The sequence below is a fragment of the Microbulbifer sp. JSM ZJ756 genome (assembly GCF_044383805.1).
In the GTDB taxonomy this organism is placed as follows: domain Bacteria; phylum Pseudomonadota; class Gammaproteobacteria; order Pseudomonadales; family Cellvibrionaceae; genus Microbulbifer; species Microbulbifer zhoushanensis.
The window spans coordinates 96732-122606 of record NZ_JBISER010000004.1 but is presented as its reverse complement, the minus strand read 5'-3'; the positions used below and the strand labels follow the sequence as shown (position 1 = coordinate 122606).

The 25875-nt window shown below is 59.9% G+C and carries 21 protein-coding genes; 11 read left to right on the top strand and 10 right to left on the bottom strand.

Going from position 1 to position 25875, the window contains the following annotated elements:
- Nucleotides 1-78: 78 nt before the first annotated feature.
- On the bottom strand, nt 79-2163 hold the full coding sequence (locus ACH6CX_RS08675; RefSeq protein WP_396675306.1) for a M13 family metallopeptidase: 2085 nt from the start codon (nt 2161-2163) through the stop codon (nt 79-81).
- A 185-nt stretch (nt 2164-2348) separates the two neighbouring features.
- Nucleotides 2349-3509, bottom strand: coding sequence for a TonB family protein (locus ACH6CX_RS08670; protein WP_396675305.1), 1161 nt, complete (start codon nt 3507-3509; stop codon nt 2349-2351).
- A 438-nt stretch (nt 3510-3947) separates the two neighbouring features.
- Here ACH6CX_RS08670 and ACH6CX_RS08665 point away from each other — a divergent pair, with 438 nt between their 5' ends.
- From ACH6CX_RS08665 to ACH6CX_RS08650, 4 genes are all read left to right on the top strand, one after another.
- Entirely contained in the window at nt 3948-4655 is a 708-nt protein-coding gene (locus ACH6CX_RS08665) for a cyclic nucleotide-binding domain-containing protein (RefSeq protein WP_233006259.1), read from the top strand.
- Nucleotides 4656-4904: 249 nt separating this feature from the next.
- A complete protein-coding gene (locus tag ACH6CX_RS08660) occupies nt 4905-6095 on the top strand; it encodes an efflux RND transporter periplasmic adaptor subunit (protein ID WP_233006258.1) in 1191 nt (396 codons plus the stop codon).
- Entirely contained in the window at nt 6092-9259 is a 3168-nt protein-coding gene (locus ACH6CX_RS08655) for an efflux RND transporter permease subunit (RefSeq protein WP_233006257.1), read from the top strand. Before ACH6CX_RS08660 ends, ACH6CX_RS08655 begins: the two co-directional genes overlap by 4 nt.
- 71 nt (nt 9260-9330) lie before the next feature.
- Nucleotides 9331-10257 carry a phosphoribulokinase gene (locus ACH6CX_RS08650; protein WP_233006256.1) on the top strand — a complete coding sequence of 309 codons (927 nt, stop codon included), beginning with the start codon at nt 9331-9333 and terminating at the stop codon, nt 10255-10257.
- A gap of 103 nt (nt 10258-10360) precedes the next feature.
- Here the strand turns inward: ACH6CX_RS08650 and ACH6CX_RS08645 are convergent, their stop codons facing one another.
- Complete coding sequence (locus tag ACH6CX_RS08645; protein ID WP_233006255.1) at nt 10361-11182, bottom strand: hypothetical protein; 822 nt, start codon at nt 11180-11182, stop codon at nt 10361-10363.
- A 108-nt stretch (nt 11183-11290) separates the two neighbouring features.
- Here ACH6CX_RS08645 and ACH6CX_RS08640 point away from each other — a divergent pair, with 108 nt between their 5' ends.
- Nucleotides 11291-12154: a hypothetical protein gene (locus tag ACH6CX_RS08640; RefSeq protein ID WP_233006254.1), complete on the top strand. Its 864-nt coding sequence runs from the start codon at nt 11291-11293 to the stop codon at nt 12152-12154.
- Nucleotides 12155-12225: 71 nt separating this feature from the next.
- Here the strand turns inward: ACH6CX_RS08640 and ACH6CX_RS08635 are convergent, their stop codons facing one another.
- On the bottom strand, nt 12226-12630 hold the full coding sequence (locus ACH6CX_RS08635) for a hypothetical protein (RefSeq protein ID WP_233006253.1): 405 nt from the start codon (nt 12628-12630) through the stop codon (nt 12226-12228).
- A 204-nt stretch (nt 12631-12834) separates the two neighbouring features.
- Here ACH6CX_RS08635 and ACH6CX_RS08630 point away from each other — a divergent pair, with 204 nt between their 5' ends.
- Together ACH6CX_RS08630 and ACH6CX_RS08625 are read left to right on the top strand one after the other, a co-directional pair.
- A complete protein-coding gene (locus tag ACH6CX_RS08630) occupies nt 12835-13287 on the top strand; it encodes a methylglyoxal synthase (RefSeq protein ID WP_233006252.1) in 453 nt (150 codons plus the stop codon).
- Nucleotides 13288-13471: 184 nt separating this feature from the next.
- A complete protein-coding gene (locus ACH6CX_RS08625) occupies nt 13472-13894 on the top strand; it encodes a biopolymer transporter ExbD (protein WP_233006251.1) in 423 nt (140 codons plus the stop codon).
- Nucleotides 13895-14027: 133 nt separating this feature from the next.
- Here ACH6CX_RS08625 and ACH6CX_RS08620 read toward each other — a convergent pair whose 3' ends face one another.
- A complete protein-coding gene (locus tag ACH6CX_RS08620; RefSeq protein ID WP_233006250.1) occupies nt 14028-14810 on the bottom strand; it encodes a tryptophan 2,3-dioxygenase in 783 nt (260 codons plus the stop codon).
- Between the two features lie 130 nt (nt 14811-14940).
- Here ACH6CX_RS08620 and ACH6CX_RS08615 point away from each other — a divergent pair, with 130 nt between their 5' ends.
- The 3 genes from ACH6CX_RS08615 to ACH6CX_RS08605 all read left to right on the top strand — a co-directional run bounded on the left by ACH6CX_RS08615 (nt 14941) and on the right by ACH6CX_RS08605 (nt 18152).
- Nucleotides 14941-16194, top strand: a complete 1254-nt coding sequence (locus tag ACH6CX_RS08615; protein ID WP_237062580.1) for a Zn-dependent hydrolase — start codon at nt 14941-14943, stop codon at nt 16192-16194.
- A gap of 80 nt (nt 16195-16274) precedes the next feature.
- Entirely contained in the window at nt 16275-17192 is a 918-nt protein-coding gene (locus ACH6CX_RS08610) for a dimethylarginine dimethylaminohydrolase family protein (protein WP_233006248.1), read from the top strand.
- A gap of 183 nt (nt 17193-17375) precedes the next feature.
- Nucleotides 17376-18152 carry an enoyl-CoA hydratase gene (locus ACH6CX_RS08605; protein ID WP_233006247.1) on the top strand — a complete coding sequence of 259 codons (777 nt, stop codon included), beginning with the start codon at nt 17376-17378 and terminating at the stop codon, nt 18150-18152.
- Nucleotides 18153-18214: 62 nt separating this feature from the next.
- On the opposite strand, the gene ACH6CX_RS08600 is transcribed toward ACH6CX_RS08605, so the two are convergent.
- Together ACH6CX_RS08600 and ACH6CX_RS08595 are read right to left on the bottom strand one after the other, a co-directional pair.
- Nucleotides 18215-18529, bottom strand: coding sequence for a hypothetical protein (locus ACH6CX_RS08600; protein WP_233006246.1), 315 nt, complete (start codon nt 18527-18529; stop codon nt 18215-18217).
- A 52-nt stretch (nt 18530-18581) separates the two neighbouring features.
- Nucleotides 18582-18902, bottom strand: coding sequence for a heavy metal-binding domain-containing protein (locus tag ACH6CX_RS08595; protein ID WP_233006245.1), 321 nt, complete (start codon nt 18900-18902; stop codon nt 18582-18584).
- Nucleotides 18903-19184: 282 nt separating this feature from the next.
- On the opposite strand from ACH6CX_RS08595, the gene ACH6CX_RS08590 reads away from it, so the two are divergent.
- Nucleotides 19185-20969: a DUF5011 domain-containing protein gene (locus ACH6CX_RS08590; RefSeq protein WP_233006244.1), complete on the top strand. Its 1785-nt coding sequence runs from the start codon at nt 19185-19187 to the stop codon at nt 20967-20969.
- Nucleotides 20970-21007: 38 nt separating this feature from the next.
- Here ACH6CX_RS08590 and ACH6CX_RS08585 read toward each other — a convergent pair whose 3' ends face one another.
- The 3 genes from ACH6CX_RS08585 to rnr all read right to left on the bottom strand — a co-directional run bounded on the left by ACH6CX_RS08585 (nt 21008) and on the right by rnr (nt 25844).
- Nucleotides 21008-21685 carry an SDR family oxidoreductase gene (locus ACH6CX_RS08585; RefSeq protein ID WP_396675304.1) on the bottom strand — a complete coding sequence of 226 codons (678 nt, stop codon included), beginning with the start codon at nt 21683-21685 and terminating at the stop codon, nt 21008-21010.
- A gap of 240 nt (nt 21686-21925) precedes the next feature.
- Nucleotides 21926-22699 carry a DUF3050 domain-containing protein gene (locus tag ACH6CX_RS08580; RefSeq protein ID WP_396675303.1) on the bottom strand — a complete coding sequence of 258 codons (774 nt, stop codon included), beginning with the start codon at nt 22697-22699 and terminating at the stop codon, nt 21926-21928.
- A gap of 871 nt (nt 22700-23570) precedes the next feature.
- Nucleotides 23571-25844, bottom strand: a complete 2274-nt coding sequence (rnr, locus tag ACH6CX_RS08575) for a ribonuclease R (protein WP_396675302.1) — start codon at nt 25842-25844, stop codon at nt 23571-23573.
- Between the last annotated feature and the right edge of the window lie 31 nt (nt 25845-25875).

Below are 25875 nucleotides of genomic sequence, written 5' to 3'. Positions count from 1 at the left end.
GACGGGAGGGATCTGCCGGCGGGCCGGCAATAAAAAAGCCCCGCAGGGCGGGGCTTTGGGGTTGCGTTGCTCCGGTGCTTACCAGATCGTGACGCGGTCCTCTTCCGGCAGGTACATCTTGTCGCCCTCTTTCACCTCAAATGCGGTGTAGAAGCCGGAGATGTTCGGCAGTACGCCCAGCACCCGGTACTTCTTCGGGGAATGCGGGTCGGTTTTCAGTCGGTTGCGCAGTGCCTCGTCCCGGGTCTTGCCGCGCCATACCTGGGCCCAGCCCATGAACAGGCGCTGGTCGCCGGTAAAGCCGTCGATCACCGGTGCTTCTTTACCCTCCAGCGACATTTTGTAGGCCTTGTGGGCAATACCCAGGCCGGACAGGTCGCCGATGTTTTCACCGAGTGTCAGTTCACCGTTGATGTGGTCGCCCTCGAGGGGTTCGAATGAATTGTACTGGTCGACCAGTTTACCGGTGAGCTGCTCAAAGTTGGCGCGATCACTGTCGGTCCACCAGTTATTCAGGTAACCCTGGCCGTCGTACTTGCTGCCCTTGTCGTCGAAGCCGTGGCCGATTTCATGGCCGATCACGGCACCGATGCCACCGTAGTTGACGGCGTCCTCAGCTTCCATGTTGAAGAAGGGCGGCTGCAGGATGGCGGCCGGGAACACGATCTCGTTCATCGGTGGGTTGTAGTAGGCATTCACCCGCTGCGGGTTCATATGCCACTCACCGCGATCGATAGGCTGGCCCAGCTTGCCGCGCTCGTAGGCGTTCTCGAATGCGCGCGCTGCCATAACGTTGCCCACCAGGTCGTCGGGCCTGACTTCCAGGGCGCTGTAGTCGCGCCACTCATCCGGGTAACCGATCTTGGTGGTGAAGTTTGCCAGCTTGTCCAGGGCCTGCTTCTTGGTTTCCTCGCTCATCCAGTTGAGGGATTCGATGGAATCGCGGTATGCGGCCTTGAGGTTGTCCACCAGTTCCAGCATACGGGCCTTGGCTTCCGGCGGGAAATGCTTCTCCACGTAACGCTTGCCCACCAGTTCGCCTGCGGTACCGTTTACGAACTGTACGCCGCGCTTCCAGCGCGGTTCCATTTCAGTTACCCCGCGCACCGCCGTGCCGTAGAAATCAAACCGGGCCTGTGCCAGTTCGCCGTGCATGTAAGGAGCCACGGAGGTCAGCAGTTTGATCTTCAGGTAGCGCTTCCAGGTGGCCAGGTCGGTGTCGGCAATCACCTGGTTGGCAGCTGCGAAATAGTCGGGCTGGCCGACAATCACGCTGTCGAGTCCTGCCAGGCTCGCTTCCGGGAGGTAGGCCTCCCAGTTGATCGCCGGCATAAGCTCGGCCAGTTCCGCCAGGGTCTTCTTGTTGTAGGTCTTGTCCGGGTCGCGGTTGTCGACGCGCGTCCACTGGTGCTCCGCGAGGCTCTTCTCCAGCTGGTAGATGGTCTCGGCACGGGCCTCAGCCTCGGCCAGGCCGGCGATCTGCTGGACCTTCACCAGGTAGTCCCGGTAGGCCTGTTGCAGTTTCTGGCCCTTCTCGCTGTCGTCAAAGTAAGAGTCACGATCGGGCATGCCCAGGCCGGATTGCCAGAAATAGGCGGTGTAGGACTCGACGTCCTTCACGTCCTGGTTGATGAACACACCGAACGGAGCATCGAAACCGATACTGTCGGCGTAGGCAAAGTAGCGGGCCAGCTGGTCGCGATCCTCGATCGCATCGATCCTGGCCAGCTCGCCGGCGATCGCCTGCATGCCCAGTTTCTCCACGCGTTCTTCATCCATAAAGCTGTTAAAGAGCGCGCCAATCTTCTTGGCCTCCGGCGTTTCCGCATGCTGTCCGGCTTCCTCGATCAGGGCCTTGACCCGTTCGGTGCTCAGTTCGGCCAGCTGGTCGAAGGTACCCCAGCGGGACTTGTCGGCAGGAATCTCGGTCTTCTCCATCCAGCCGCCATTGACGTAGGCGAAGAAGTCGTCCTGCGGGCGGACTTCGGTGTTCATGGCTGCCAGGTCAATACCGGAGCCGAGTTCGGCTTGCCGGGAGGTCGTTGTCTCGGCGACAGCCTGCGCCCCTTCGGTGGCGGCCTGCTGCCCGGAGGTGGTGCTCTCCGGCTTGGAGCAGCCGGCTACCGCGCCGGCAATGGCGAGTGAAAGAATCAGTTTTTTCATACTACGGCCTTTCTCGGTCTAGTTATTCCGGTCGGATAGTAAACTTTGGCGTCACAGGCGGGCAACCGGCCTGCGGCCAGCAGTAGCCCCTGAGCGATGTGCAGAGGTGGTTCGGCTGAAGGCGGGGGAATGAAAAAGCCCCGCACGGGGCGGGGCTCTGGAGATGTGTGAGGCCTGCTGACCTGTCAGTCCGGCAGCCGGAAGGTGATCGGCACGGAGAACTCGTAGTCGTTCTTGGCCAGTGCCGGCGGTACCTTGGGGTAGGGCGACGCGGACTTGATCGCCGATACCGCCGCCCGGTTGAGGTCGTTGAAGCGGGATGCCTGGACAGTCTGGACATCGCGTACGCGCCCCGCCGGGTCGATGGTGACGCGGATACGAATGCTGCCTTCCTGGTTCCGTTCCAGTGCCCGCTGGGGGTACTGGAGGAAGTCATAGGTGTGTCGCAGCAGCATGGAATGGTAGATCTGGCGCGCCAACAGGACATCGGCAGTCAGCGGCTGGTCCTCTTCTTCCTCTACCTCCTGGGCCGCCTTGCGCGCGGGCTTGGGCTGCGGACGCGGCTGGGCCGGCTCGGGCTTGCTGGCCGGTGCCGGTTGCTGTGTCGCCGGCGCCTTCGGCTTGGCGACCGAGGCGAGGGAGGGCGGCGGGATATTGGCTGCTACCTTGGGCTTAGAGGGCTTGGGCTTTTCGGTCTCGGGCCTGGAGCCGGACTCTGCCTGTTCCTCTTCCTCGCTGTTCTCTTCATTGGCTTCGCTGAGTTCGAGGACCCTGGCATCCGTGGGCTCCAGCAGCTCGTACCGGCCCAGCAGGCCCGAATCAACGTCGCCTGCGGCCAGCAGGCCCTCGCGGAATTCTGTGGAGGGCGGTACCGGTCCGACCCATGAGCGCAGCAGGGTAGTGAAGAACTTGCGATCCTCGATCCTGCCCAGCTGGATCCCGTTCAGGCTCACCGTGCTGGCTCCGGAAGCGCCGTCAAAGTCGATCCGCAGCTGGTCCCCTTTCTTCAGGCGCCCGGAAAACAGGTTGGCGAAGGTAACCATGTTATCGGCCTGGGCGGATAGCGAGCTGCCACTATTGTTGATGGCGATCGCTTCCATCCACTGGTTGCGCAGGCGACGCGCAGACAAACTGTCGGCGACCACCCGGATTTCCAGGCGGCGGGTGGTGTTCTCATCCAGGATCACGCCGGCGCTGTCGGCAAGTGTGTCGGAATAGACAGCAGCAATGTAGCGATCCTTGTTAAATTGTTGTTCAAGTGCAAGGCCGTTCAATAACGGTGCAGCGCTGGCGGACACTGCCGCGGCAAACACCATTACAGCGGTGATGAATTTTAACGATTTCATTTTATTTTGGTGTCTGTCTTTCCGGATGGGATTAATCCGTAGGATAGGTTACTTTACGCTCTCCTCCCCCGAAGCGCGTTGCCCGGTAAAAATTTTGTCCTACTGGATGCGTCGAAAAACGTCCCGGTAGTACAAACCCTTCATTTAGTCCGGACTGTTCCTAACTCTACTTCAACTGCAATGGAGTTCAAGCCTAAAACGGGTAGAATGTCTCGTTTTTCCGAAAATGCACTTGCAACAGGGAGACAGTGGTCATAGGGCCGGTACAATCGGGACGAGCCGGATAGTGTTCCTCAGTGAGGAGAGCCCCGTAAAAACGGATTGGACTTCGCGGGAAATATACCCGCCCTGATGAAATTTTCGGCATGGGCGCCCCGGCGCGCCTGTAACACACAAAGCCATAACGCGATCCAACAGATTTCTTTTGCAAATAACCCGATGGATATAAAACCTCTCAGTGACTACCCCCGGGAGGCGGTGGACCGCCTTCTCAGTGTCATTCATTTGTTTCGTGACATTCGTGCGGCCAGCGACTGGCAGTATGACGTCGTGCTGCAGCGCTCGCGCCTGGTTGGGCTCGCCCCGGGGGAGTCTCTGCTGGCGGAAGGAGATGTGGATCAGTGGGTTTATTTCCTGCTGCGCGGCGAGCTGAACGTCCACATAGATTCCGATGACGACGATAGCCTGGCTGCAGGCCGGCCGTTGGCGGTAATCCGGCCGGGCGAGGTGTTCGGGGACCTGTCGATGTTGCTGGCGGAGCCACGGACAGCCAATGTCAGCGCGGCGCCGACCAGCCGGGACACCCAGGTGCTAGGGGTCGACTGTACCCTCTTCGGTGACCTGGATGACTTCTCGCTCCTGCATCTCTCCACCAAGCTGATTTTTTACCGGAATATGGTGCACTCGCTGCGCTGGAAACTGGAAGTATACCGTTCCAAGTATCCGGATCATGAGCTGGCTGACAGCCATCGCCGGGTCAAGCTGTATACCGGTCCGAAGAACAGCCGCGACGAGCTGAAGGCCCTCGCCGACCAGGCTCGTGCCCTGGCGCGATTCCTGCTCGACTGGAATGCCGAATTCGGCAGTGGCCAGCTGATGGATGAGGAATCCGACATGTCCGATTTCCTCGAATCCATGCTTTCCTGATCTGAATCCCCTCCGGCGGGGTATCAATTGGCGGGTTCCCCCGCCATTGTACTCCGCTCCTGGCCTTCCCGACCGGCCGCGCTATCTCAGGGTCATTTTCCGGGTGTATTCTGGAATCGTGCGGGTGGCGCTTGTGATTTTCGCATTCCGGCAGACTTTGCGCTGGTGGTGGCCCCTATACTCCAGCTCCCGTTTCGGGAACCTGCGCATGCGTGTTAATCAAATTTTTTAGAAGGATGGGTTTGGGTAATGAGTTCCTTGTCTGATATCTGGCGCCGGAAGAATTACCGGATCGCGCTGGGCGTCGCGGCGGCGGCGCTGCTGTGGCTGGCGAGCGGCCTGCTCGATTCCGGTGAGCAGGAAGAGTCGCCTGCTGGCCGTGCTGGCGCCGGCGGGGAAATGGCACCGATCAGTGTGCGGGCCCGCCGGCTGGAGGCCCGGCCCTACACTACCCGGGTGACCGTCAATGCCCATACCGAGGCCAATCGAAGCGTGCGGATGCGCGCTGAACTCGATGGTGTGGTGGCGAAGCTGCCAGTCGAGGAGGGGCGGGCAGTGGAGAAAGGAACGGTGATCTGTCGCCTCGAGGCCGAAGATCGCCCACAGCGCCTGGAACGTGCGCGCGCCGCCCTGCGCAAGGCCGAGCTGGACTTTTCAGGTTCCCAGCGGCTGCGCAAGAAGGGCTTGCAGTCCGAGACTGAACTGGCGCAGCAGGAAGTGGCGCTGGCCAACGCCCGGGCCGAATACGAGCGCGCCCGTGTGGAAATGGACAACCTGGAGATCCGGGCCCCCTTTGCCGGCGTGATCAACCGCCGGGCAGTGGAACTGGGGGATTACATCCGCCGCGGGGAGGAATGCGCAACCCTCCTCGACCTGGACCCCATCCTGGTGGTAGGCGAGGTTGCCGAGGGAGAGGTGGGCAGCCTGGTCCCGGGCGCGCCGGCGGTTGCGGAACTGCATCGGGGCCGGGTAGCGAAGGGGCGCCTGCGCTATGTGAGCCAGGAGGCACACGCGGTGACCCGCGCCTACCGGATCGAGGTGTCGGTGGATAACAGCGACGGCGAACTGCGTGCCGGGCTCAGCGGCCAGCTGGCCCTGCCCACCGGTGAGGTTCAGGCACACCTGATCAATTCCTCGTTGCTGACGCTGGACGACCGGGGCGAACTCGGGGTGCGCCACCTGGACAGCGAGAACCGGGTACAGTTTTCCAATGTCCAGCTGGTCGGGGACGGGAGCGAGGGGGTCTGGGTGACCGGGCTGCCCCGGGAAACCAACCTGATAACCGTGGGCCAGGAATATGTCACCGCCGGGCAGGTGGTGGCAGTAGAGCAGGAGCAGGGGCAATCGGCCCTGCCACCCCCCGAGCGGGATTCCGGCCTGCCGGCTATGCAGCAGGTGGCGGATCCGGTCGGCGAAGACGGGGACGGGGGCCGCCCATGAGTATTCTCGACAGCGCAGTGTCCCGCGCGCGCAGCACCATCAGCCTGATGCTGCTGGTGGTACTGGTGGGGATCGTCGCGCGGCAGATGATGACGATCGAGACAAATCCGGAAGTGAATCCGCCGTTTGTGATCGTGCAGGTGCGCCATGAGGGGATTTCGCCCGAAGACGGTGTGCGCCTGCTGGTGCGCCCGCTGGAGCAGGAAATCCGGGCGCTGGAGGGTGTGCAGGAAATGATTGCCACCGCACGTGAGTCCCTGGCTTACCTGGTGGTGGAATTCGATACCGCAATCCCTGTCGATGAGGCGCTCGACGAGGTGCGCAATGCCGTTGACCGGGCAAAGGCGGAACTACCGCGGGATGCCGATGAACCGATTGTGGAGGAGGCGGCGGCACAGCCGTTTCCGGCGATCGTCGTGACGCTGGCGGGCGAGGGTGTCGGGGAGCGGGTCCTGCTGCAGACGGCACAATACCTGCAGCGCCGGATCGAGAATATCAGCGAGGTCCTGAGTGCGGATTTGCGCGGCAACCGCGAAGAGGTGGTGGAGGCCCTCATCGACCCGGTGCGGCTCGAGCACTACCAGATCACCAGTGGCCAGCTGATCAATGCCGTGGTGGGCAATAACCTGCTGATTCCCGCCGGGGAACTGATGACCGAGCGCGGGCGTTTTTCGGTCAAGGTGCCGGGGCTGATTGAGACCGCCCGCGACGTCTATGAGATCCCGGTAAAGTCCTCCCCGGACGGTGTCGTCAAGCTGGGTGAGGTCACGGATGTGCGGCGCACTTTCAAGGACGCCTCCAGCTACACCAGCGTCAACGGGCGTCCCGGCCTGGCGATCAACGTGGAAAAGCGCAACGACGCGAGTTCGGTCGCACTGGCGGATCGCGTGCGCGAGGTAGTCAATGCAGAGCTCGACAGCCTGCCCCGTGGTGTGGAAGTGAACTTTGTCTTTGACCAGTCACGGTTTGCCCGCGATATGGTCAGCGAGATGGAGGGCAATATCCTCACGGCGATGTTGCTGGTCATGATTATCGTGGTGGCGGCACTGGGGCTGCGTTCGGGCCTGCTGGTGGGCCTGGGGATTCCGTTCTCGCTCCTGTTCGGCTCGATCATCACCTGGTACCTGGGTTTTTCATTCAATTTCATGGTCATGTTCGGCATGCTGCTGGCGCTGGGCATGCTCATTGATGGCTCCATCGTGATCACCGAGTACGCCGACCGCAAAATGGCCGAGGGCATGTCGGCACGGGTTGCCTACACCCTGTCGGTGCGGCGCATGTTCTGGCCGGTGGTGGCCTCCACCGGCACAACCCTGGCGGCATTCCTGCCGATCATGTTCTGGCCCGGCGTGGTGGGCGATTTCATGCGCTACCTGCCGGTTACTGTCTTTGCGGTATTGGCAGGATCGCTGCTGTATGCGCTGTTCTTTGCCCCGGTGCTGGGCAGCCTGTTTGGCAAGGGCAACCTGGACAGCCGCACCCAGCAATACCTGAAACAGTTGGAGAGCGGCCAACCCACGGAACTCACGGGCATTACCGGGACCTTTGCGCGAACCCTGGACGCCATTGTGCGACGGCCACTAATGGCTTTTTTCGGTGCCGTGGCGACACTGGTTGGCATTGTTGTTGCGTATGGTTCTTTCGGGGCCGGGGTTGAGTTTTTTACCGATACCGAAGAGCAGTACGGCAATGTGGAGGTACGCGCACAGGGGAACCTGTCAGTTGCCGAGCAGCGTGCCCTGGTGGCGGAAGTGGAGCAGGCTGTACTGGAGGTGCCCGAGGTGCGGATTGCCTATACCGCGGTGGGATCTGGTGGCCTGTCGGGCAATCGCGACCGCGCCCCGGACCAGATCGCCAATATGCTGGTGGAGCTCTACCCGGCGCAGCAACGTGAGCGGCGCAGCCGCGATATATTTGCCGACCTGCGCGCTCGCACCGCCAATTTCCCCGGTATCAAGGTGACGGCCAACGTATTTGAGGGGGGGCCGCCGATCGGCAAGGACATCGTGCTGGAATTGCGCGGTCGCGACTACGACCAGTTACTGGCGGAGACCCGGCGACTGCACCGCGCGCTGGAGAACGATTTTGATGGCTTGCGGGATATCGTCAATACGGCGCCCCTGCCGGGCATCCAGTGGGAAGTGACTGTGGACCGGGCGAAAGCGGCCCTCTACGGTGCCGACCTCACCGAGGTGGGCCGCGCGGTGCAACTGGTGACCACCGGTGTGCGGGTGGCGGAGTACCGGCCGGACGACAGTAACGAGGAAGTGGATATCCGCATCCGTTACCCGGAGCGGGCGCGCGGAATCGCCGCCCTGGACCGGCTCAAGGTGAACACACCCGGGGGCACAGTGCCGGTGAGCAGCTTTGTCGCTACCGAGGCGCGCCCCAAGGTGGATAAGATCGAGCGGATCAACGGTATAACCCGCATGCAGATCAAGGCGGATGCCGAGGAGGGCGTGCTGGCCGACGACAAGGTGAAGGAAATCCGGGCCTGGCTCGAGGACAACCCGGTACCCGCGGACGTCGAATTGCTGTTTCGCGGTGCCGATGAGGAACAGAATGAGTCGCTGGCTTTCCTGGGGGTGGCATTCCTGTTGTCGTTGTTCCTGATGTTTATCCTGCTGGTGACGCAGTTCAACAGCTTTTACCAGTCCCTGTTGATACTGTCCTCGGTGATTATGTCCACCATCGGTGTACTGCTGGGCCTGCTGCTAACCCAGACCACATTCAGTGTGATCATGACCGGTGTCGGCATTGTCGCCCTGGCCGGGATCGTGGTGAACAACAATATTGTACTGATCGATACCTACAATTTCGTGCGCAGTAACGAGCCAGCTCTGTCACCCGCAGCGGCGGCGGTGAAAGCTTCGGCGCAGCGACTGCGCCCGGTCTTCCTGACGACGGCCACCACGATCCTGGGGTTGTTGCCGCTGGCCCTGGGGGTGAGCGTCGATATGCTGGGCCGGGATATAGTGGTGGGCGGGGTAATCGCCTCCTTCTGGGTGCAACTGGCCAGTGCGATTGTCTATGGCCTTACTTTCTCCACCCTGCTCACGCTGGTGGTGACGCCAATCATGCTGGTGTTGCCGGGGCGCATTCGCGAGGGCCTTGCCGCCTTTTCGCCACCCGTTATTCGCGGTGCACAGTGGGGTGAGGATTAAAGGCCGGCAGGGGATGACCGTCCTCTGGACGGGACGGCCAGGGCCAGAAAATAAAATAGGGAAAATCCAATATGGCGGATTCTCACTGGCCTGCTGCGGTGTCGGAGCGGGCACAGGCGCTACAGGCACAGCTGGAAGGTGAAATCCGGCAATTTATCGCCACGCACCGCTTGCCTGCGGCATTCATGCAACTTGTTGAAGACTATTACCTGCCACTGGCGGTATGGCTTGCCCGGCAGCAGCGCGACAGGGGAGGCCCTCTGGTGGTGGGACTATGCGGTGGCCAGGGATCGGGCAAGTCGACCCTGACCGCTTTCCTGCAGCTGGTCTGGCAATCCCTGGGCATCGAGAGCGCCGGCTTTTCCCTCGATGATATTTACCTGACGCGCGCCGAACGCCAGCAACTCGCCCGCCGGGTACATCCGTTGCTGGCGACACGCGGCGTACCCGGCACCCACGATGTGCAACTGGGTGTAGATACCATCGATCGCCTGACCCGCTTGCCCGGCGGGCAGGAGGTGCCAATTCCGCGCTTTGACAAGGCCACCGATGACCGGGCTCCGCGGGAAACCTGGTCATGCCGGCACTCGCCGGTGGATATCCTGTTGTTTGAGGGCTGGTGTGTCGGTGCGCTTCCCTGGCAGGACCAGGAAACTCCGGTCAACGAGCTGGAACGCTCAGAGGATCCCCGGGGGATCTGGCGCGACTACGTCCGCGCACAGCTGGATGGGCCCTACCGGGAGCTCTTTTCCCGGCTCCACCTGTTATTGATGTTGCGGGTGCCAGACATGGCCAGTGTGCTCGAGTGGCGGCGCCTGCAGGAGGAGAAGCTACGTGAGGCTACCGGTGGTGGAATGAGTGATGCGGAGGTGGAAAGGTTCGTGCAGCACTATGAGCGGGTGACCCGCACCCTGCTGGATGAAATGCCCCGGCGGGCGGATTGCGTCCTGGAGCTGGGTCGCGATCACCGGGTCTGCGGGTTGCGCCTGAACCAATAGTGCGCTGAGAGCCCGACCGAACATTACTGGAAAAGCAAAACCCCGGCCTGTGGCCGGGGTTTTGCATTGCGGGCAGGCCGGCGACGGCGTGCCGTAGTCTGCCTTACTTGGACTTGGGCGGACGGCCCGGGCCGCGCTTGGCGCCAGTCTTTTTGGTGGCAGTTTTTTTAGCTGCAGTCTTCTTGGCTGCGGCTTTCTTCGGGCGACCGGGACCGCGCTTGGCAGTGGCCTTCTTCTTGGTCGCTGCTTTTTTGGTGGCAGCCTTCTTGGTAGCAGCCTTCTTCGGGCGGCCAGGACCTTTTTTGGCGGCAGTTTTGGCCTTGGTCTTGGCCTTGGCGGCGGCCTTCTTGGCCTTTGCAGCAGCTTTCTTCTTGGCGGCGGCGGCCTTCTTCTTCTCTGCAGCAGCCTTCTTCTTGGCAGCAGCGGCGGCCTTCTTCTTCTCTGCAGCAGCCTTCTTCTTGGCAGCAGCTGCTGCCTTCTTGGCCTCGGCGGCGGCCTTCTTCTTGGCCTCAGCGGCGAGCTTCTTGGTAATGGCGGCCTCTTCCTTCGCTACAGCCTTGGCCACCTTGGCCGCCATCTTGTTGTCTTCCTTGATGGCAGCGAGCTGGGTCTTGGCCTCTTTGGCTGCCGCCTTGGCGTTGTCGGCGGCCTTCTTGGCCGCTGTTGCCGCAGAGCGGGCCGTGGCCAGCTGGGCTTTCTGGGCCGCGGTCTTTTTCTTGGCGCGGACTGTTTTCAGCTTGTTCTGGGCCGCAGCAGCTTTCTTGGCCGCTTTCTCAGCGTCCTTGGCCAGCTTGTCGGCAGCTTTTGCCGCGTCCTTCTCCTGCTTTTCGCGGGCTTTATCCAGTTTTGATTTCAGTGAAGTCAGTTCCGCTTGCAGCTTGGTAACATCACTGACCGAACCGGCAGATTTTTTACTTGCAGCCATAAAATATCCCTGTAATTAAATTTGTTTTGGACGAAAGAATTTCATCGCGCTAATTGCAGCGTATTTATATAATCAATTGCAAGTGTTTTTGGGCCAATATGACCTTTTATGGCTAAATTTAAGGGATTTTTTACTTTTATCGCGTTTGCCTGGCTCTGGGGCTGCGGTTTTTTTGCAATCGACCAGTGGATTGCCAGTGGAAAACTGGCCTGGCTGGGAACATTTCTCAGTGGCTGGGGCCTGCCCGGCTGGTTATTGTTGCGCTACTGGCGGCCAGAAAAATTCAGGGCAGACGAGCGCGAATCGGCGGGACTGACGGTAGTTTTGTCAGGGTTGGCAGTTGTATTACTTACCGACAGGGAAATTGGAAATGCCCTGTACTTGGCGCTGCTTAACCTGGGCCTGGTGCTGCTGTACCTTTTCCATTTTTCCTCGCTTCAGCATCCCCCCCTGCCGGAGCCCGGAGCGAAATTCCCCCCGCTGGTAACCGCCGATGGCAAAAAATTAGAGATTTCTGATTACCTGCGGCAACAGAATGTTTCCGGCGTGCTATTGGTAGTGCTGCGGGGAAGCTTCTGTGCCAGTAGCCGGGAATCGCTCGCGGAAGTGTCCAGCCTGGCGCCGGCACTGGAAAAACACGATGCGATGCTGTTGCTGGCATCAGCCGAACCGGAAGAGCACTGGTCCGCCCCCCGCCCCCCGAACGGGAGGCGGCAGGGCTATCTCAGCCTGGACATTGTGGCTCGGGAAAACCAGGCCTGGATAGAGGCCGGGGCGGTGCCCCTGTGGGTGAGGATCTTTGGCGTGAAGCGTGCGGGGCGCCGCTGGCGGGCCGGGATAGGTGCGGCCAGGCCATCCTGTTGGCTGCTTGACCGGGATGGCTATGTGCTGTGGCGATTTGTCCCGGATAATTATCGCAAGCCAGCGCCCGTCCAATTGCTGCGCAGCCAGCTGTCGCGCCTCGGCGACTGAGCCAGGCCGCACGCCTGTCGACAGTCGCCGTCACCGTCCCTGTTGCCAGGGGATGGCACCAGGGCGGCAGGTTAAAGGGGGCCGTAGGGAAGGTAGCGGTTGTCTGAGTGCTCGCGAATCCACAGCAACTGCTCGCGATCGAGTGCGGCCTTGCGCCGGCGCAGGGACTTTGCCAGTGGAATCACGGGCGACTCGGCGCCGCCATCCCAGCCCGACAGTTGCATCTCGGCCAGGGTAAAGAAGCGGATCAGGTTCCACACCTGTTCATTGTCGAGGGATTCGCAGGCTTCCAGCCACTGGCCGGCCGGCAGCCGCATCAGGGCCGATGCAGCCAGGTCATCCTGGCCCAGCGGGCCTGGCAACTGGTTGTTGTCCCGCACCGCGTCGATAAACCTTTCCAGTTGCGCGCGGTCTATGGCGACTTGTGCATCGCTGTTGCTTGCCGTGTCTTCCGGCTCCCAGGCACCAACGCTCATATGCGATCACCTCCTGATTTCGATATTTGAGTGGTAGCGCAGTATAACCGGGCAGCACGCTTTCGTCGGGGGGGGGATGAACCGGCCTTCGGGGGAAGGCTTGTGTCGCGCTGCCAAAATTGCGTAAATCAACCCTGGCCCGGGCCTCGCTACGGCCGGCCCCGGTTCCAAGCCGCTACCGACCAATAAGAGACACTATATAAGATGCAGTTTATTGCCCAACCCCTCCCGGCCAGGAAACGGGTGGCCCTGGTCGCCCACGACAATCGCAAGCAGGCACTGATCGACTGGTGCAACCGTCACAGGGCACTGCTGGAGCAGCACGAGCTGCTCGGCACCGGGACTACCGGGGCGAAGATCGAGTCCGCCACCGGTCTGCCGGTTGAGCGCCTGTTCAGCGGCCCCCTGGGGGGGGACCAGCAACTGGGGGCGAAGATCTGCCAGGGGGAGATCGACGTGCTGGTGTTTTTCTGGGACCCGTTCGAGCCCATGCCCCATGACCCGGACGTCAAGGCACTACTGCGGATCGCCGCGGTGTGGAATATCCCGGTGGCCTGTAACTCGAGCAGTGCCGATATGATGGTCCAGTCCGCCCTGATGGATACCAGCTTTGAGCGCGAGGTTCCGGACTACGAAAGCTACCTGTCGACCCGATAGTGCAATTTTTACCCAAAAAATGCTTTTGCCTGCCTGGAATAGACCTTAAGCGCTTGATTCAAAAGGATATTTTCCTTACGGTGAAGGTTTCACTTGCAAAGATGGGCATTTCGCGGCAATCTTGCCCCCCTGATCAGACCGGTCAATCCGGCGCCATTCGCATTAGATAATTGTACGGTGTTTTATGAGTAGACGACGCGGTAAGGCCGTAGAAGAGGAAAAAGCAGATATCGACCTGACGCCCATGCTGGACGTTGTGTTCATCATGCTGATCTTCTTTATCGTGACGGCGTCCTTTGTGAAGGAAAAGGCGCTGGATGTGAACGTGCCCGATCCGAATGAGACAGAACAGACTCCGCCGGATCCCGACAAGCAGAACATCCTGCTGACCGTGGATGCCAACGACGACATCTATATGGGCGCCAGCCGTGTTGACTCCCGCGCTGTCCGTGCCCGTATCGCCCAGCTGTTCGCCGAGAACCCGCAGGCGATTGTGATTGTACGCGCGCACAACAAGTCCAGTGCCGACACCTACGTCACCATCGCGGACGCGGCCAAGGAAGTGAATGCCGGTATCCAGGTTTCCCTGGTACCGTTCGAGGACTGAGGTCCCGGTTCACTGTCCGGAGTTGCTCCGGAAAGCAAAAAGCCAGCTTATGCTGGCTTTTTTTATGCCTGGCAGTTGCCCGGGGCAGCGCTGCGGTTGTCCGGCGCCGCAGCGCCGGCTTGCCCGGCCGGGACTAGAACTCGGAGCGAATTGCCCACAGGTCCGGGAATACCGGCCGGAACAGGGTGCTCTGCAGGTAGCCCACCCCGCTCGAACCGCCGGTGCCCATCTTCGCGCCGATGGTCCGCTCCACCATCTTTACGTGGCGGTAGCGCCACTGCTGGAGGGATGTGTCGATATCCACCAGTGCTTCACAGATCTCGCCTACCAGCGGGTCGTTGCGATAGACATCGATCAGCACCTTCTGCACCGCACTGGAGGGTTCTGCCACCTGGCTGAAGTCCCGCTTGAGCACGCTCTCTGGAATTGAATGCCCCTCCTTGGCAAGGAAAGTCACGAAGGCATCCCACAATGTTGGGGCCTCGAGGCGCTCTTGCAGGCGGGCGCGGTGCTCCGAGCCCCGGGGGTAGTTCTCCAGTTTCTTGGCATCCTTGGCTCCGTAGACGAATTCCAGCTCCCGGAACTGGAACGACTGGAAACCACTGGCGGTGGAGAGGCGATCACGGAAGGAGAGGAATTCCAGCGGCGTGAGGGTCTCGAGAATGTCCACCTGCTGGATCAGGGTCCGGTAGATGGCATCCACCCGCTTCAGGGTATGCAGGGCGCGGTACTTCTCCCCGGCATTGAAAAGGCCCATCAGGAAGTCCAGCTCGTGCAGCAACTGCTTGAACCACAGCTCATAACTCTGGTGGATCACAATAAACAGCATTTCATCGTGCTCGGGGCCGTCGGAAAGCGGCTGCTGGCACTTGAGTAGGTCGTCGACTTTAAGATAAGAGCTATAGGTTACGGTCATGGAATCTTTACTGCCTGTCTGTATTTTGATCAACGGCGAAACTTTGCTTTCTTTATGCGCCGCAGATCAAAACTAAAATTGCGGGAAAAAGCGTAATATTAGACACATTATAAGGTCTGGAGCGACTCGAATGAAAAACACCGCGCAAGATCTGCGAATCGACGGCGCCCGCCTGTGGGACAGCCTAATGGAGATGGCGCGTATTGGCGCCACACCGGCCGGTGGCTGCAACCGCCAGGCACTAACCGACGAGGACAGGGCCGGTCGTGACCTGTTCACCGAATGGTGCCGCGAGGCCGGCTGTGAGATCCGGGTGGACCGCATGGGCAATATCTTTGCCCGGCGGCCGGGCTCTGACCCGGACTTGCCACCGGTGATCACCGGCTCCCACCTGGACACCCAGCCCACCGGAGGCAAGTACGACGGTGTCTTTGGTGTCCTCGCCGGACTGGAGGTGATGCGGACCCTGGAACAACATGGACTACAGACACGCGCGCCCCTGGAAGTGGTGGTGTGGACCAACGAAGAGGGGGCGCGCTTCTCGCCTGCCATGATCGGCTCCGGGGTCTGGTGCGGGGAGTTCAGCCTCGACTACGGCCACGGCCGCGAGGACAAGAACGGCAGGACCATCGGTGCCGAGCTGGAGCGCATCGGGTACCTGGGAGACCAGCCGGCGGAACCCTTCCCTATTACCGCGGCGTTCGAGGCGCATATCGAGCAGGGCCCGATCCTGGAGAAGGAGGACCAGGTCATCGGGGTGGTGACCGGGGTCCAGGGCATCCGCTGGTATGACGTTACCTTCCATGGCACGCCGTGCCACGCCGGACCCACGCCCATGGCGGACCGCCGGGACCCGGTACAGGCGTTGTCACAGCTGTGCGAGCGCCTCTATGGCGAGGTTAAGGCTTACAGTGACGAGGCGCGGATGACCTGCGGCGACCTGCGCGCAGAGCCGGGCAGCCGCAATACCGTCCCGGAAAAGGTGGTGTTGGCGCTGGATTTGCGTCATCCCCAACCGGAGGGACTCGAGCACCTGCACCAGTCCCTGCACCGGGTGGCGCAGGAAGTACAGGAAGCCACCGGCTGCGGGATCGAAATCCGCGATGAGTGGCATTCCCCGCCGGTGGCGTTCGACCCGCAATGTATCGACGCGGTTAACACCGCGGTGGAAGGGCTCGGTTACAGTCACCGCAGGATGGTGTCCGGGGCAGGGCACGACTCGGTATACGTTTCCCGCGTGGCCCCGGTATCGATGATCTTTGTCCCCTGTGCCGGCGGCCTGTCGCACAACGAGGCGGAATCCGCCGAACCGGATCACCTGGAGAAGGGCTGCAATGTCCTTTTGCAGGCCATGCTCGCCCGCGCCGGCGTCGCCAGTGACTGAATGGCAATAGCAGCCGGCAAAGAAAGAGGGGCGACCTGCGGTCGCCCCGGGAATCCAGCAGTTAATTGGAAAGAGCCGTAATGAGTGACTTCACCTTTCGCCGCCGCCTCGACAATGGCGGTACCCCGCCCCTGGATAAGTGGGGCATGGACTCCGAATATGGAACCCTGCGCGACGTGTTGATAGGGCCCGTGGATAATTTCAGCTGGCGCACCGGCAATGCCAGTGCCCGCCGGGCGGTGCGTCTGGGGATGCAGTTTGATCACAAGGTGGCTGCAGCCCAGCATGCAGAAATGGTCGATGCCTATCGCCATGCCGGAGTGAATACTCACATTATTCCCGCCGATAGCGCGTTGCCTTACCAGATCTATGGCCGTGATTCCTCGGTGATGACCCCCTGGGGCCCGATTGTCACGCAGATGTACAGCCCCTGGCGGCGCGGCGAATGGGCGCCGATCGTAAAGCTCTACCAGGAGCTGGATATCCCCATCTACGACATCATCACCGCCGGCTCCCTGGAGGGGGGGGACTTTATGGTGTTGGAGCCGGGCGTCATTCTCTGCGGCTATTCCGGTGAGCGCACCAGTCCCCAGGGCTTCGAGCAGATGAAAGGCTGGATCGAGCAAGAGGGCTGGGAAGTGAAGGGCTACCCGTTTGACCCCTTCTTCCTGCATATCGACGTGATGGTGGCAATGCTGGCGGAAAAGTTGGCGGCTATCTGTGTCGACGCGGTGGAGCCTGAGCTGGTGCAGTGGTTCCGCGACCGCAAGATCGAGATCATCGATATCCCCTTCCCGCAGGTGCTTGAGCTCGGGGTCAACGTAGTGGCCCTGGGCAATGACCGGGTGATGCTGCCCAGTGCCAACAAGGGGCTGGCGGAGAAGTGCCGCGCCCACGGCCTGGAGGTGATCGACCCGGATATCTCCATGATCACCCCCGGAGGCGGTGGCGTGCACTGCATGTGCCAGCCCCTGCGCCGGGATTCGGTCGCGAAGTAAGCAGCCACTGGCAGGCGCCGCCCCAGGGGGCGGCGTTTTTGCATGATGCGGTGACTCCGGTCAACGGATGTGGTCGATTCGGGACTCCCAAGCCCCGGCCCAGCAGCTAAGATGGTGGCATTATCGCGGCGCGCGGCCCCACCGGGACTGGCGCCTGTCAGCAGACTGTAACCGGAGATGCCCATGCAAAGCTCATGTGCAGAAGTCCAGGCGCAGGTATCCGACCGCGTACTGGAAATCACCATCGTGCGCCCCGAGCGCAAGAACGCCCTCACCATGGCCATGTACCAGGCCATGGCCGATTTGCTGAATACCGCAGCGGAGGACCGGGATGTCCGCGTAGTGGTCATTACCGGTGCCGAAGGCGTATTCACCAGCGGTAATGACCTGATGGATTTCCTCGGGGGGTCCGCCTCCAGCGAGGAATCGCCGGTCTTCCAGTTCATGGTGGCCCTGTACAACTTCCCCAAGCCGGTGATCGCTGCCATCAACGGCCCGGCGGTGGGGATCGGTACCACCATGCTGCTGCATTGCGATATGGCGTTCGCCGGCGAGGACGCGCTGTTCCAGATGCCGTTTGTGAACCTGGGCCTTTGCCCGGAATACGCTTCCAGCTACTTTATGCCGCGCATCATGGGCCATGCCAGGGCAGCGGAGCTGCTCCTGCTGGGCAAGAAATTCGATGCCGCCGAGGCGGTGGAGCTGGGCATCTGCAATGCCGCAGTAGCGGCGGAAGAGGCATTGCCGCGGGCGCGCCAGGTGGCGGCAGAGCTGGCAACCCGAGCACCGGAGGCGGTGCGCCTGAGCAAGCAACTGTTGCGTAAGGGCACCCATGACCGGGGCCTGGAAGTGATCCAGGAGGAGGCCGGTCACTTCCAGAAGCGCCTGCAGTCCGAGGAGTTCAAGGAAGCGGCTACCGCGTTTATGGAGAAGCGCCCCGCGGATTTCTCACGCTTCTAGGCCCGAATCCCAGCCACTATTGCCTCTCTCTTCACTGAAGCCGTTCCCGGTCGGGTGCGGCTTTATTCAACCCCGGGTTCACCGTTGCGGATAAAGGTGGGGGCCTCGTAGGCCCGGTAGTCGACCGGCTCGCTCTGCCAGTTCAGCGGGTTATCCTCGCGGCGCTCGCGGATCGTCTTGCCGAATACGCTGAAATGCGTCTCTTCCATCAGCTGCGTCAATTCCCGGTTGTCGGTCAGCCCGAAAAATACCCCGGCCTGCATAAAACCCTCCAATCGGTGCCGGTCCACCGCCGGTGTCTTGTAACCGCTCTTGGAGGCCGAGAACATACGCCGCAGCCGCGATTCCACCTCAGCGAGATACTGGTCCTTGTCCATTCCTCTACCCTGCAATTCGGATCAGCTGTTATGTGATTATTGAGCGCCAGTTTCAGCGGAATTTGACCGCCGTACCGCTGACGCTGACCATCATCATTGCGCCCTCAGCGCCGACAACTTCGTAATCGATATCGATACCGACAACGCCATCGGCGCCCAGTTCACGGGCCTGCTCCTCCATTTCCTTGAAGGCGATCGCCCTTGCCCTGGACATTTCCTTTTCGTAAGCAGCAGCGCGGCCGCCAACGAAGTCGCGAATGGCACCAAAGAAGTCTTTAAAAACATTGGTACCCATAATTGCCTCGCCTGCGACGACATCGAGATACTCGCGAATTTCCCGACCATCGACAGTGGATGTGGTTGTCCTGAGCATGGTGTTCTCCTTCTGGCACGATGATTCCAGAGGTTACCGCAGGCAGGCAATACCCGTCGACCGGAATCCGGGCATGTGTAAGGTCCGCCTTCGGATGGGCTGATACATGCACTAAGCTGTGTTGAATCGGGGATATGGATGTTAAGGAACGCGGCACGACCGTTGATAAATGAGAACCCTGTTGCAGGGTTGACCCTTCTTGCCACGTAATTATTCAATGTTCTTTGGTCAGGCAACCTATTCTAATCGTAACAATGAGCGGCAATTCACAGGAAGTGCGCTATGCCCCGGATATCACAGGCAATCGCCATCGCCGGGATCCTGATTCTCCTGACCGGGGTGCTAAAAATGCAGTCACCGCCGGAGTCTGTCGATCCCTCCGATATGCCTCTGGTCGCAGGCCAGGGGCAGGGGAATGGCAACGGGCCCAAGAAGGATCCCTGTGAGTGTGATGATGGCGGTGGGGGTAGCGCCAACATCGACGCCATATTGCGGGTGCTGACGCGCAGCAGCGGGGTGTCGCCGGAGACGATCTATTTCTCCGCCCAGGATTCAACCGATACTGCCTGCCAGGATCTTTCCGGTGGCACCGATCCGGTGGCCTGTGCCACCGGCCAGTGGTTCGCCTATCACTTCAATTTCGACGATCCCGAATCCGGTGAATTCAGCACAACAATGCGCAGCCGAAACCAGCAGGTAGGGTCCAGTCCCCGTGCCATCCATACGTTTGTCTGTACGCCCTCCAGTAGCCGCTATGTCGACGGTGCCTGCGAGTACAATGTCGGTGTCAGGGTGCAGAACCCGAGTGGTGATTACGAAGATGCTTTTACGACGGTACGGGTACTGGCACAGGAGGCCTACTACACGCCGGATAGCACAATCTGTGTTTCTCCTGCCGGGGACTACAATGGTTGTCCTGCAGGGGCCGTCCAGGCATCGGACCTGCCGGCTACTGGCGAGTATGCTGGCAAGCGCGTGTTGCTCCATGCGGGCGAAAGTTTCGGGAGAATCTGCACCGATTACGGCGAGGGGAATATCACCATTGACCGCTACGGTGAGGGTGCACGACCCGTAGTCGAGGACGTGCGTATTGGTGTCGCGGGGCGTTGTGAAGACCGCAGCCCCACTTCGGCACAGGCCCAGGGGTATCCGGAGCTTGTGCAGGATAATCAGGGTAATATTGTCCAGGGCTGGAGTTACAATGTGACTGTCACTGGCATCCGTGCTGGCAATATCAGCGGTGGTATGGCCGCAACCCTGGTGACTGTACACAATGTGGATATGGACTGGTCGGAGACCGGGCAATATTGGGGCACCTTCAGCTTTACCTCGCAGGCGAATTATTGCGGCAAGAATCCGGACATCCTCGATTGCTCGCTGCTCCACTGGCCCTACGGTATCTTCCTGTCCGATTCCGTGCTGAAAAGTCATCCGGACAATCTTCCCAACGTCAATATCGGTTGTATGGACAGTTGCCAGATGGTCAACGGTGGCCTGATTGGAAACGATGTGACCACAGCGATGGAGCACAATGCCCGCTTTATGGGCGTGTGGGGACTGGTAGTTTCCAATGTCTGGCACAGGGGAAATCATATCGGTGGGCGTGGCGGTAAGCACCGGCTCGCCCTGCGGGGCAGTGGTGGATTCGAGAACCTGAATACCACGAAAAATCCTGAGGACTTATCTGGCACGGACTACCTGCGCACCGGGGATATCAGTAACCACTGGGCACCGAGATTCAATTTCGTTGTAGACAGCTTTTTCAATGACACAGTGTTGATGCCGGAACACGATTCGGCAGCCTTTGTCGAGCTCTCGTCCGGTTACCTGTATTCAGGTATGTTCAACAGCCGCTTTTTCCCCGATACCGTGGATAACCTTGCCGCCCAGGTCCGTGTCGGTGGCGTAGATGTTGTTCTGAGGGGCAATCAGTACCATGACAGTAATCCAGCTTGCCGGCAGGATAATGGCGAGTTGCACGACGAGAACCAGATTTTTACCGATGCAGAGGGTTGTACTCCGGTTAGCTCGGGGACTGCCCCGATGCCCGACGTGCCGGGGCGTTGAGCTGAACCCGGCCAGCAGACCCTGTAGGCAGCCCGGTGTTACTCCGTGGGAACTACGAATACCTCGCGGACATTGGCCCTAGGTGGTGCGTTGACAGCGAACAGTACAGCGTCGGCAATGTCTTCCGGGTCGAGCTTGTCGGGCTTCGGCTCGTCGAAGAACTCCGTGTTTACCATCCCCGGGGCAATAACGGTACAGCGCCCGTTCCACTCCGCCATTTCCTCTGCCAGGTTGGCCCCGAAGCCGTGTACGAACCACTTGGAGGCACCGTAGACCGATCCCTTGATCGGCATCCGGCCAGCCTGGGAGCCGGTCATGATGAAGTGACCACGGGAACTGCGCAGGTGCGGCAGGGCGAGCTTTGCTGTCCAGAGTAGGGCGCGGATATTGACGTCTATCACCTGTTGCCATTCGCCAGGGTCACCCGCCTCGGTCCCTGGCTGTGAGAGGCCGGTGCCGGCGTTGGCAAATACCACGTCCAGCTGCCCGAACCGGTTGATGGCTGTTTTCACCACTTTTTCAAGCTGGTTCCAATCCGCAACATCGGCCGGGACAGCCACGGCGTTATCAGCTCCCAGCTCTGTTACCAACGAATCCAGGGCGTCCTCCCTGCGGGCGGTGAGGACCAGTCGCATTCCTGCGTGGCCGGCTTTCAATGCCGTAGCTCGCCCGATGCCACTTGAGGCGCCGGTGATTAACATGACTTTGCCTGCCATTTGTATACTCCTAATCGTATTGGAGGGATTTGCAGTAGCAACTTAGGACAAGATTTCGTGTCCAGCCTATTTCTTGCCGGGCTGCCAATAAAGTGGCGCCGTAAACCATGGCTGTCACCATAGGTCAACTGGAACTTTGTGCGCTGGAATACAGGGTGGGGCGGGGCACATCGGTAAGACGGGGGGAGTGAGCGCCCCGGAAAGCGCCGATACCGGGCTTGCCGGGGCCTGGCGATATACCTAGACGGCGATTCGCGCAGATGGCTCGGCTTGCTGGATCTGCACCAGAATGCCGTCCCAGAGTCGGATTCTCCCCTCTATCGCTTGTTCCGCGGCCCTGAACGCGCGGGCCCGAGCGTGATCACAACCCCCAATCAGGTTTTCGAGAATCTTCTGTGCGGCAGGTCCATGCTCATCCCCATCAAGATCAATGTGTCTCTTCAGGTAATATGTCATGCGGGGAATGCGGTGCTCATCCACCCCCCACTGGTCCAGTAGCCGGGTAAACATCTCGGGGATGGCATCCTCCCGACCGTAGAGAAAGTTTGCCGCAACCTCTTCATTGCCACCGGTCAGGGCAAGCTGGATGTTTGCGCGCACGAACTCCCGCACGAAATCCGGTGTGTCGGCTTCCTCCAGGGCTGTTTCCAGGTCCTCCCCACGTTCCAGTGCTGCGATAAACGTGAGGAAGCAGGATGCATCCGCCTCGATTTCTTCCATGGCCTCAAGGTACATGGTCAGGTGGCTCGCAGGCTGCCCGTCAAAGTTCAGGTCGGTTTCCTCGTAAAACACGATTTCATTGATCAGGCGGGCGGCGAAGATATTGTCCGGGTTTTTCCAGGGGAGCGTGACGCAGGTCAGGGAGTTCTGTAGCCGTTTCACGAGGGTCATGAAATCCCATACCGCAAATATGTGGATGCTCATGAAGTCACGTAACTGGTCAAGGGTGGTAATGCTCCGGTAGAGCTCGTGGTGCTGGAGGGTCTCTGTGACGGATTGCAGCTGATTTTTCATACACTTCTGTCCTTGTTTTATTGCTTATTAACCAAGGTATTTCGCGTACGACAGTGTTGTGTGTCGTTGTGTCTGGAAGTCACATCGCTCGTGGAGCCGTCTGTCGCGGCCTTTCACTACTATTGCCGAGCTTTTGCCCGAAGTGTTTTACCCCCTGTTCCCCCTCGTCTACTGCAAATTGCCCTTGCGTCAATGAGCGACGGTCCTTTGCATCTATGAATTGCCAGCCCCGTAATGGTGCAGGTTGGGAGCTAGGTTTGTTTGCGAAATGATCGGCGCGGGAATGGAATAAGCCCTAGCGCCAAATTCATCTTCACCACTCGAGAGTCAACGAGGAACTGGCATAGTGCAACCTATTTTTTGCCTGATTTAGAAAAAAGTGCCTCGTATCACACTTTTTATAGGAAATATTTTCACTAGGGCTGAGGGGAAGCTATGGGGTTCTCTGGCACAAGACAGGGAGAGTGAATCAGGACAGGGGACATCCAATACCGATGCCTCCCCCATATTTGCTCGCTCGATTAACCAGGCTAGCGTGGCCGCAGTGTCTATTGGGTATGGTACGAGTGAGCTGTTTGTGTGCCGGAACGGGGAGTCGTATTTGACCCGGGTGGAGCTGGATCCAGTTGCCATTCGGTACAGCAAGGCTACAGGCGACTGCTGGCAGGCTTCATTTGCTGGAGAGGAGAAGTCATTGGCCGCCAACCATGCGCAGCCCAGGCTTTTGCTGGATGACAGCCACCAAGGCATGCCCCGGTGGTTGTTGGTCGATACCTAACCCCGCCCCCCAAACTCAGTTGCGAGGGACTGGGGTATCCGGGTAGATCACAGTCGGCTGCTTCACTGTTGCTCAAGATTTCCAGGCGGGGCCTTAATCGACCAGTGCAAATTCAATCTTGCGACGTTCCATATCAACGCGTACTACCCGCACCTCGATCTCATCTCCGAGGGCAAAACTCGTATTGCTGCGCTCGCCGGTAAGGCACTGCCTGGCGGCATCAAAGTGATAGTAGTCTTTCTTCAGTGCCGTCACGTGTACCAGGCCTTCAACCTGAATCTCGTCAAGCTCGATAAACAGGCCGAAGTTGGTGACGCTACTTACCTGGCCGGGGAAGGTCTCGCCAACAAAGTCCTGCATGAACTCACATTTCAGCCACGCCTCCACATCCCAGCTCGCCTTGTCGGCGCGGCGCGAGGCGGTAGAACAATGTACAGCGAGAGTCTCCATTGCCGCCATGTCGTAGGGGTAGCTCTTGTGCGGGGCGAGGCGTTCCGCGCTGTCAAAGCGCTTCACCGCTGCCTTGCCTGCGCCGAAGATGGATCTAATCGCCCGGGGCAAAAGGTTACGCTGCACTGGCTGGCGGATCACTGAGCGAATGGCCCTGTGTACCATCAGGTCCGGATACCGGCGAATGGGCGAAGTAAAATGGGCATAGGCGGAATAGGCCAGGCCGAAATGGCCACGGTTATCCGGGCTGTACTCCGCCTGGCTGAGTGATCGCAGCATCATGGTGCGGATGGTTTGTGCATCGCTACGTTCGCCTGCCTGGGTCAGTAGCTGGTCGAAATGCGCGGGGCGGGGCTTGTTGCCGCCGGCCAGCTTGAGTCCCCTGGCGTTAAGGAAGGCGCGCAGGGTAGTCAGCTTTTTATCCTGCGGGCCTTCATGCACCCGGTACAGTGCCGGCATCTTCCGTTGCTTGAGGAAGTCTGCGGTCGCCACGTTGGCGCTCAGCATGAATTCCTCAATCATCTTGTGTGCATCATTGCGGATGACGGGTACTATCCTGTCAATCTTGCGGTCTTCGGTGAACCTGAATTGCACTTCCGGCTTTTCAAAATCCATTGCGCCGCGCTTGGTACGGGCTTTTTTCAATACCGCATACAACTGATGCAGTGCGTGGATGTGAGGTGCCGTTTCCTTGAGTTGGCGAGCGGTCTGGCGACCCAGCTTGGAGTCCGGGGCTGTCAGGAACGCGTTTACCTGGTTATAGGTCAGCCTGGCATGAGAGTGAATAACACCTTCTGAAAAGGTGTAACCAGTCATTTTCCCGGACTTGCTGATTGTCATCTCACAGACCATAACCAGCCGGTCAACCTGCGGGTTGAGCGAGCACAAACCGTTGGACAGTGATTCCGGCAACATGGGTACCACGCGGCCGGGAAAGTACACCGAGGTTGCGCGCTTCCGGGCTTCCTCGTCGAGCGCACTTCCCGGGGCTACGTAGTGCGAAACATCCGCAATTGCCACGAACAGGCGCCAGCCACCGGACGCAATATTTTCACAGTAGACGGCATCGTCGAAGTCTTTGGCGTCCTCGCCGTCGATGGTTACAAATGGCAGTTTTCTCAGGTCGGCACGATGCAGCTTGTCTGCCTCGGGTACCTCACTGCCCAGTTTTTTCGCCGCCCGCAGGGCATCCTGCGGCCAGCTGTGGGGGATCTCATGGCTGCGGATTGCCACATCGATTTCCATGCCCGGCCCCATCGAGTCGCCCAGCACCTCGGTTACGCGCCCGAAGGCATTGTAGCGACGGCTCGGGAACTCGGTGATATCTACGGAGATGTACTGGCCGGGCTTTGCGCCCATCAATTCGTCTCGATCGAGGTCAATTTCGTGGGCGATACGGCTGTTTTCCGGCTTGAGGAAATAGTGGTCATCCTCAAACTGCAGCCGGCCCACAAGCTGCTGTGTATTGCGTTCAATGACACTGACAATAACGCCGAGCTTGCGCCCGCGCCGATCGGTACCACTGATGCGGGCCTGCACCCGGTCACCGTCAAAGACGGTCAGCATTTCGTTGTCTGACAAGAACAGGTCTTCTTTCAGTGCATCAGTACTCAGGAAGCCGAAACCATCCGGGTGGCCGATGACACGGCCGCTTACCAGGTCCTCTGCTTTAACCAGGCTGTAGCCCTTGCGGCGGTCAAAGGCAATTTGTCCGTCACGCTCCATTGCCCGCAACCGGCGGCGCAATGCCTCTTTCTGTTCATCGCTGTTGAGTTCAAGGACTGTTGCCAGCTTCTCACGGTCAAGGGCTTTTTTATTGTTCTCGAGCAAGCTCATAATGAACTCGCGCGCGGGAATTGGGTGGCTGTATTTTTCAGCATCGCTGGGATTAAACGCAGCTACTGGGGCTTTTCTCATAAAATTCTCTCGGGAAAACCGCCAATAAAAT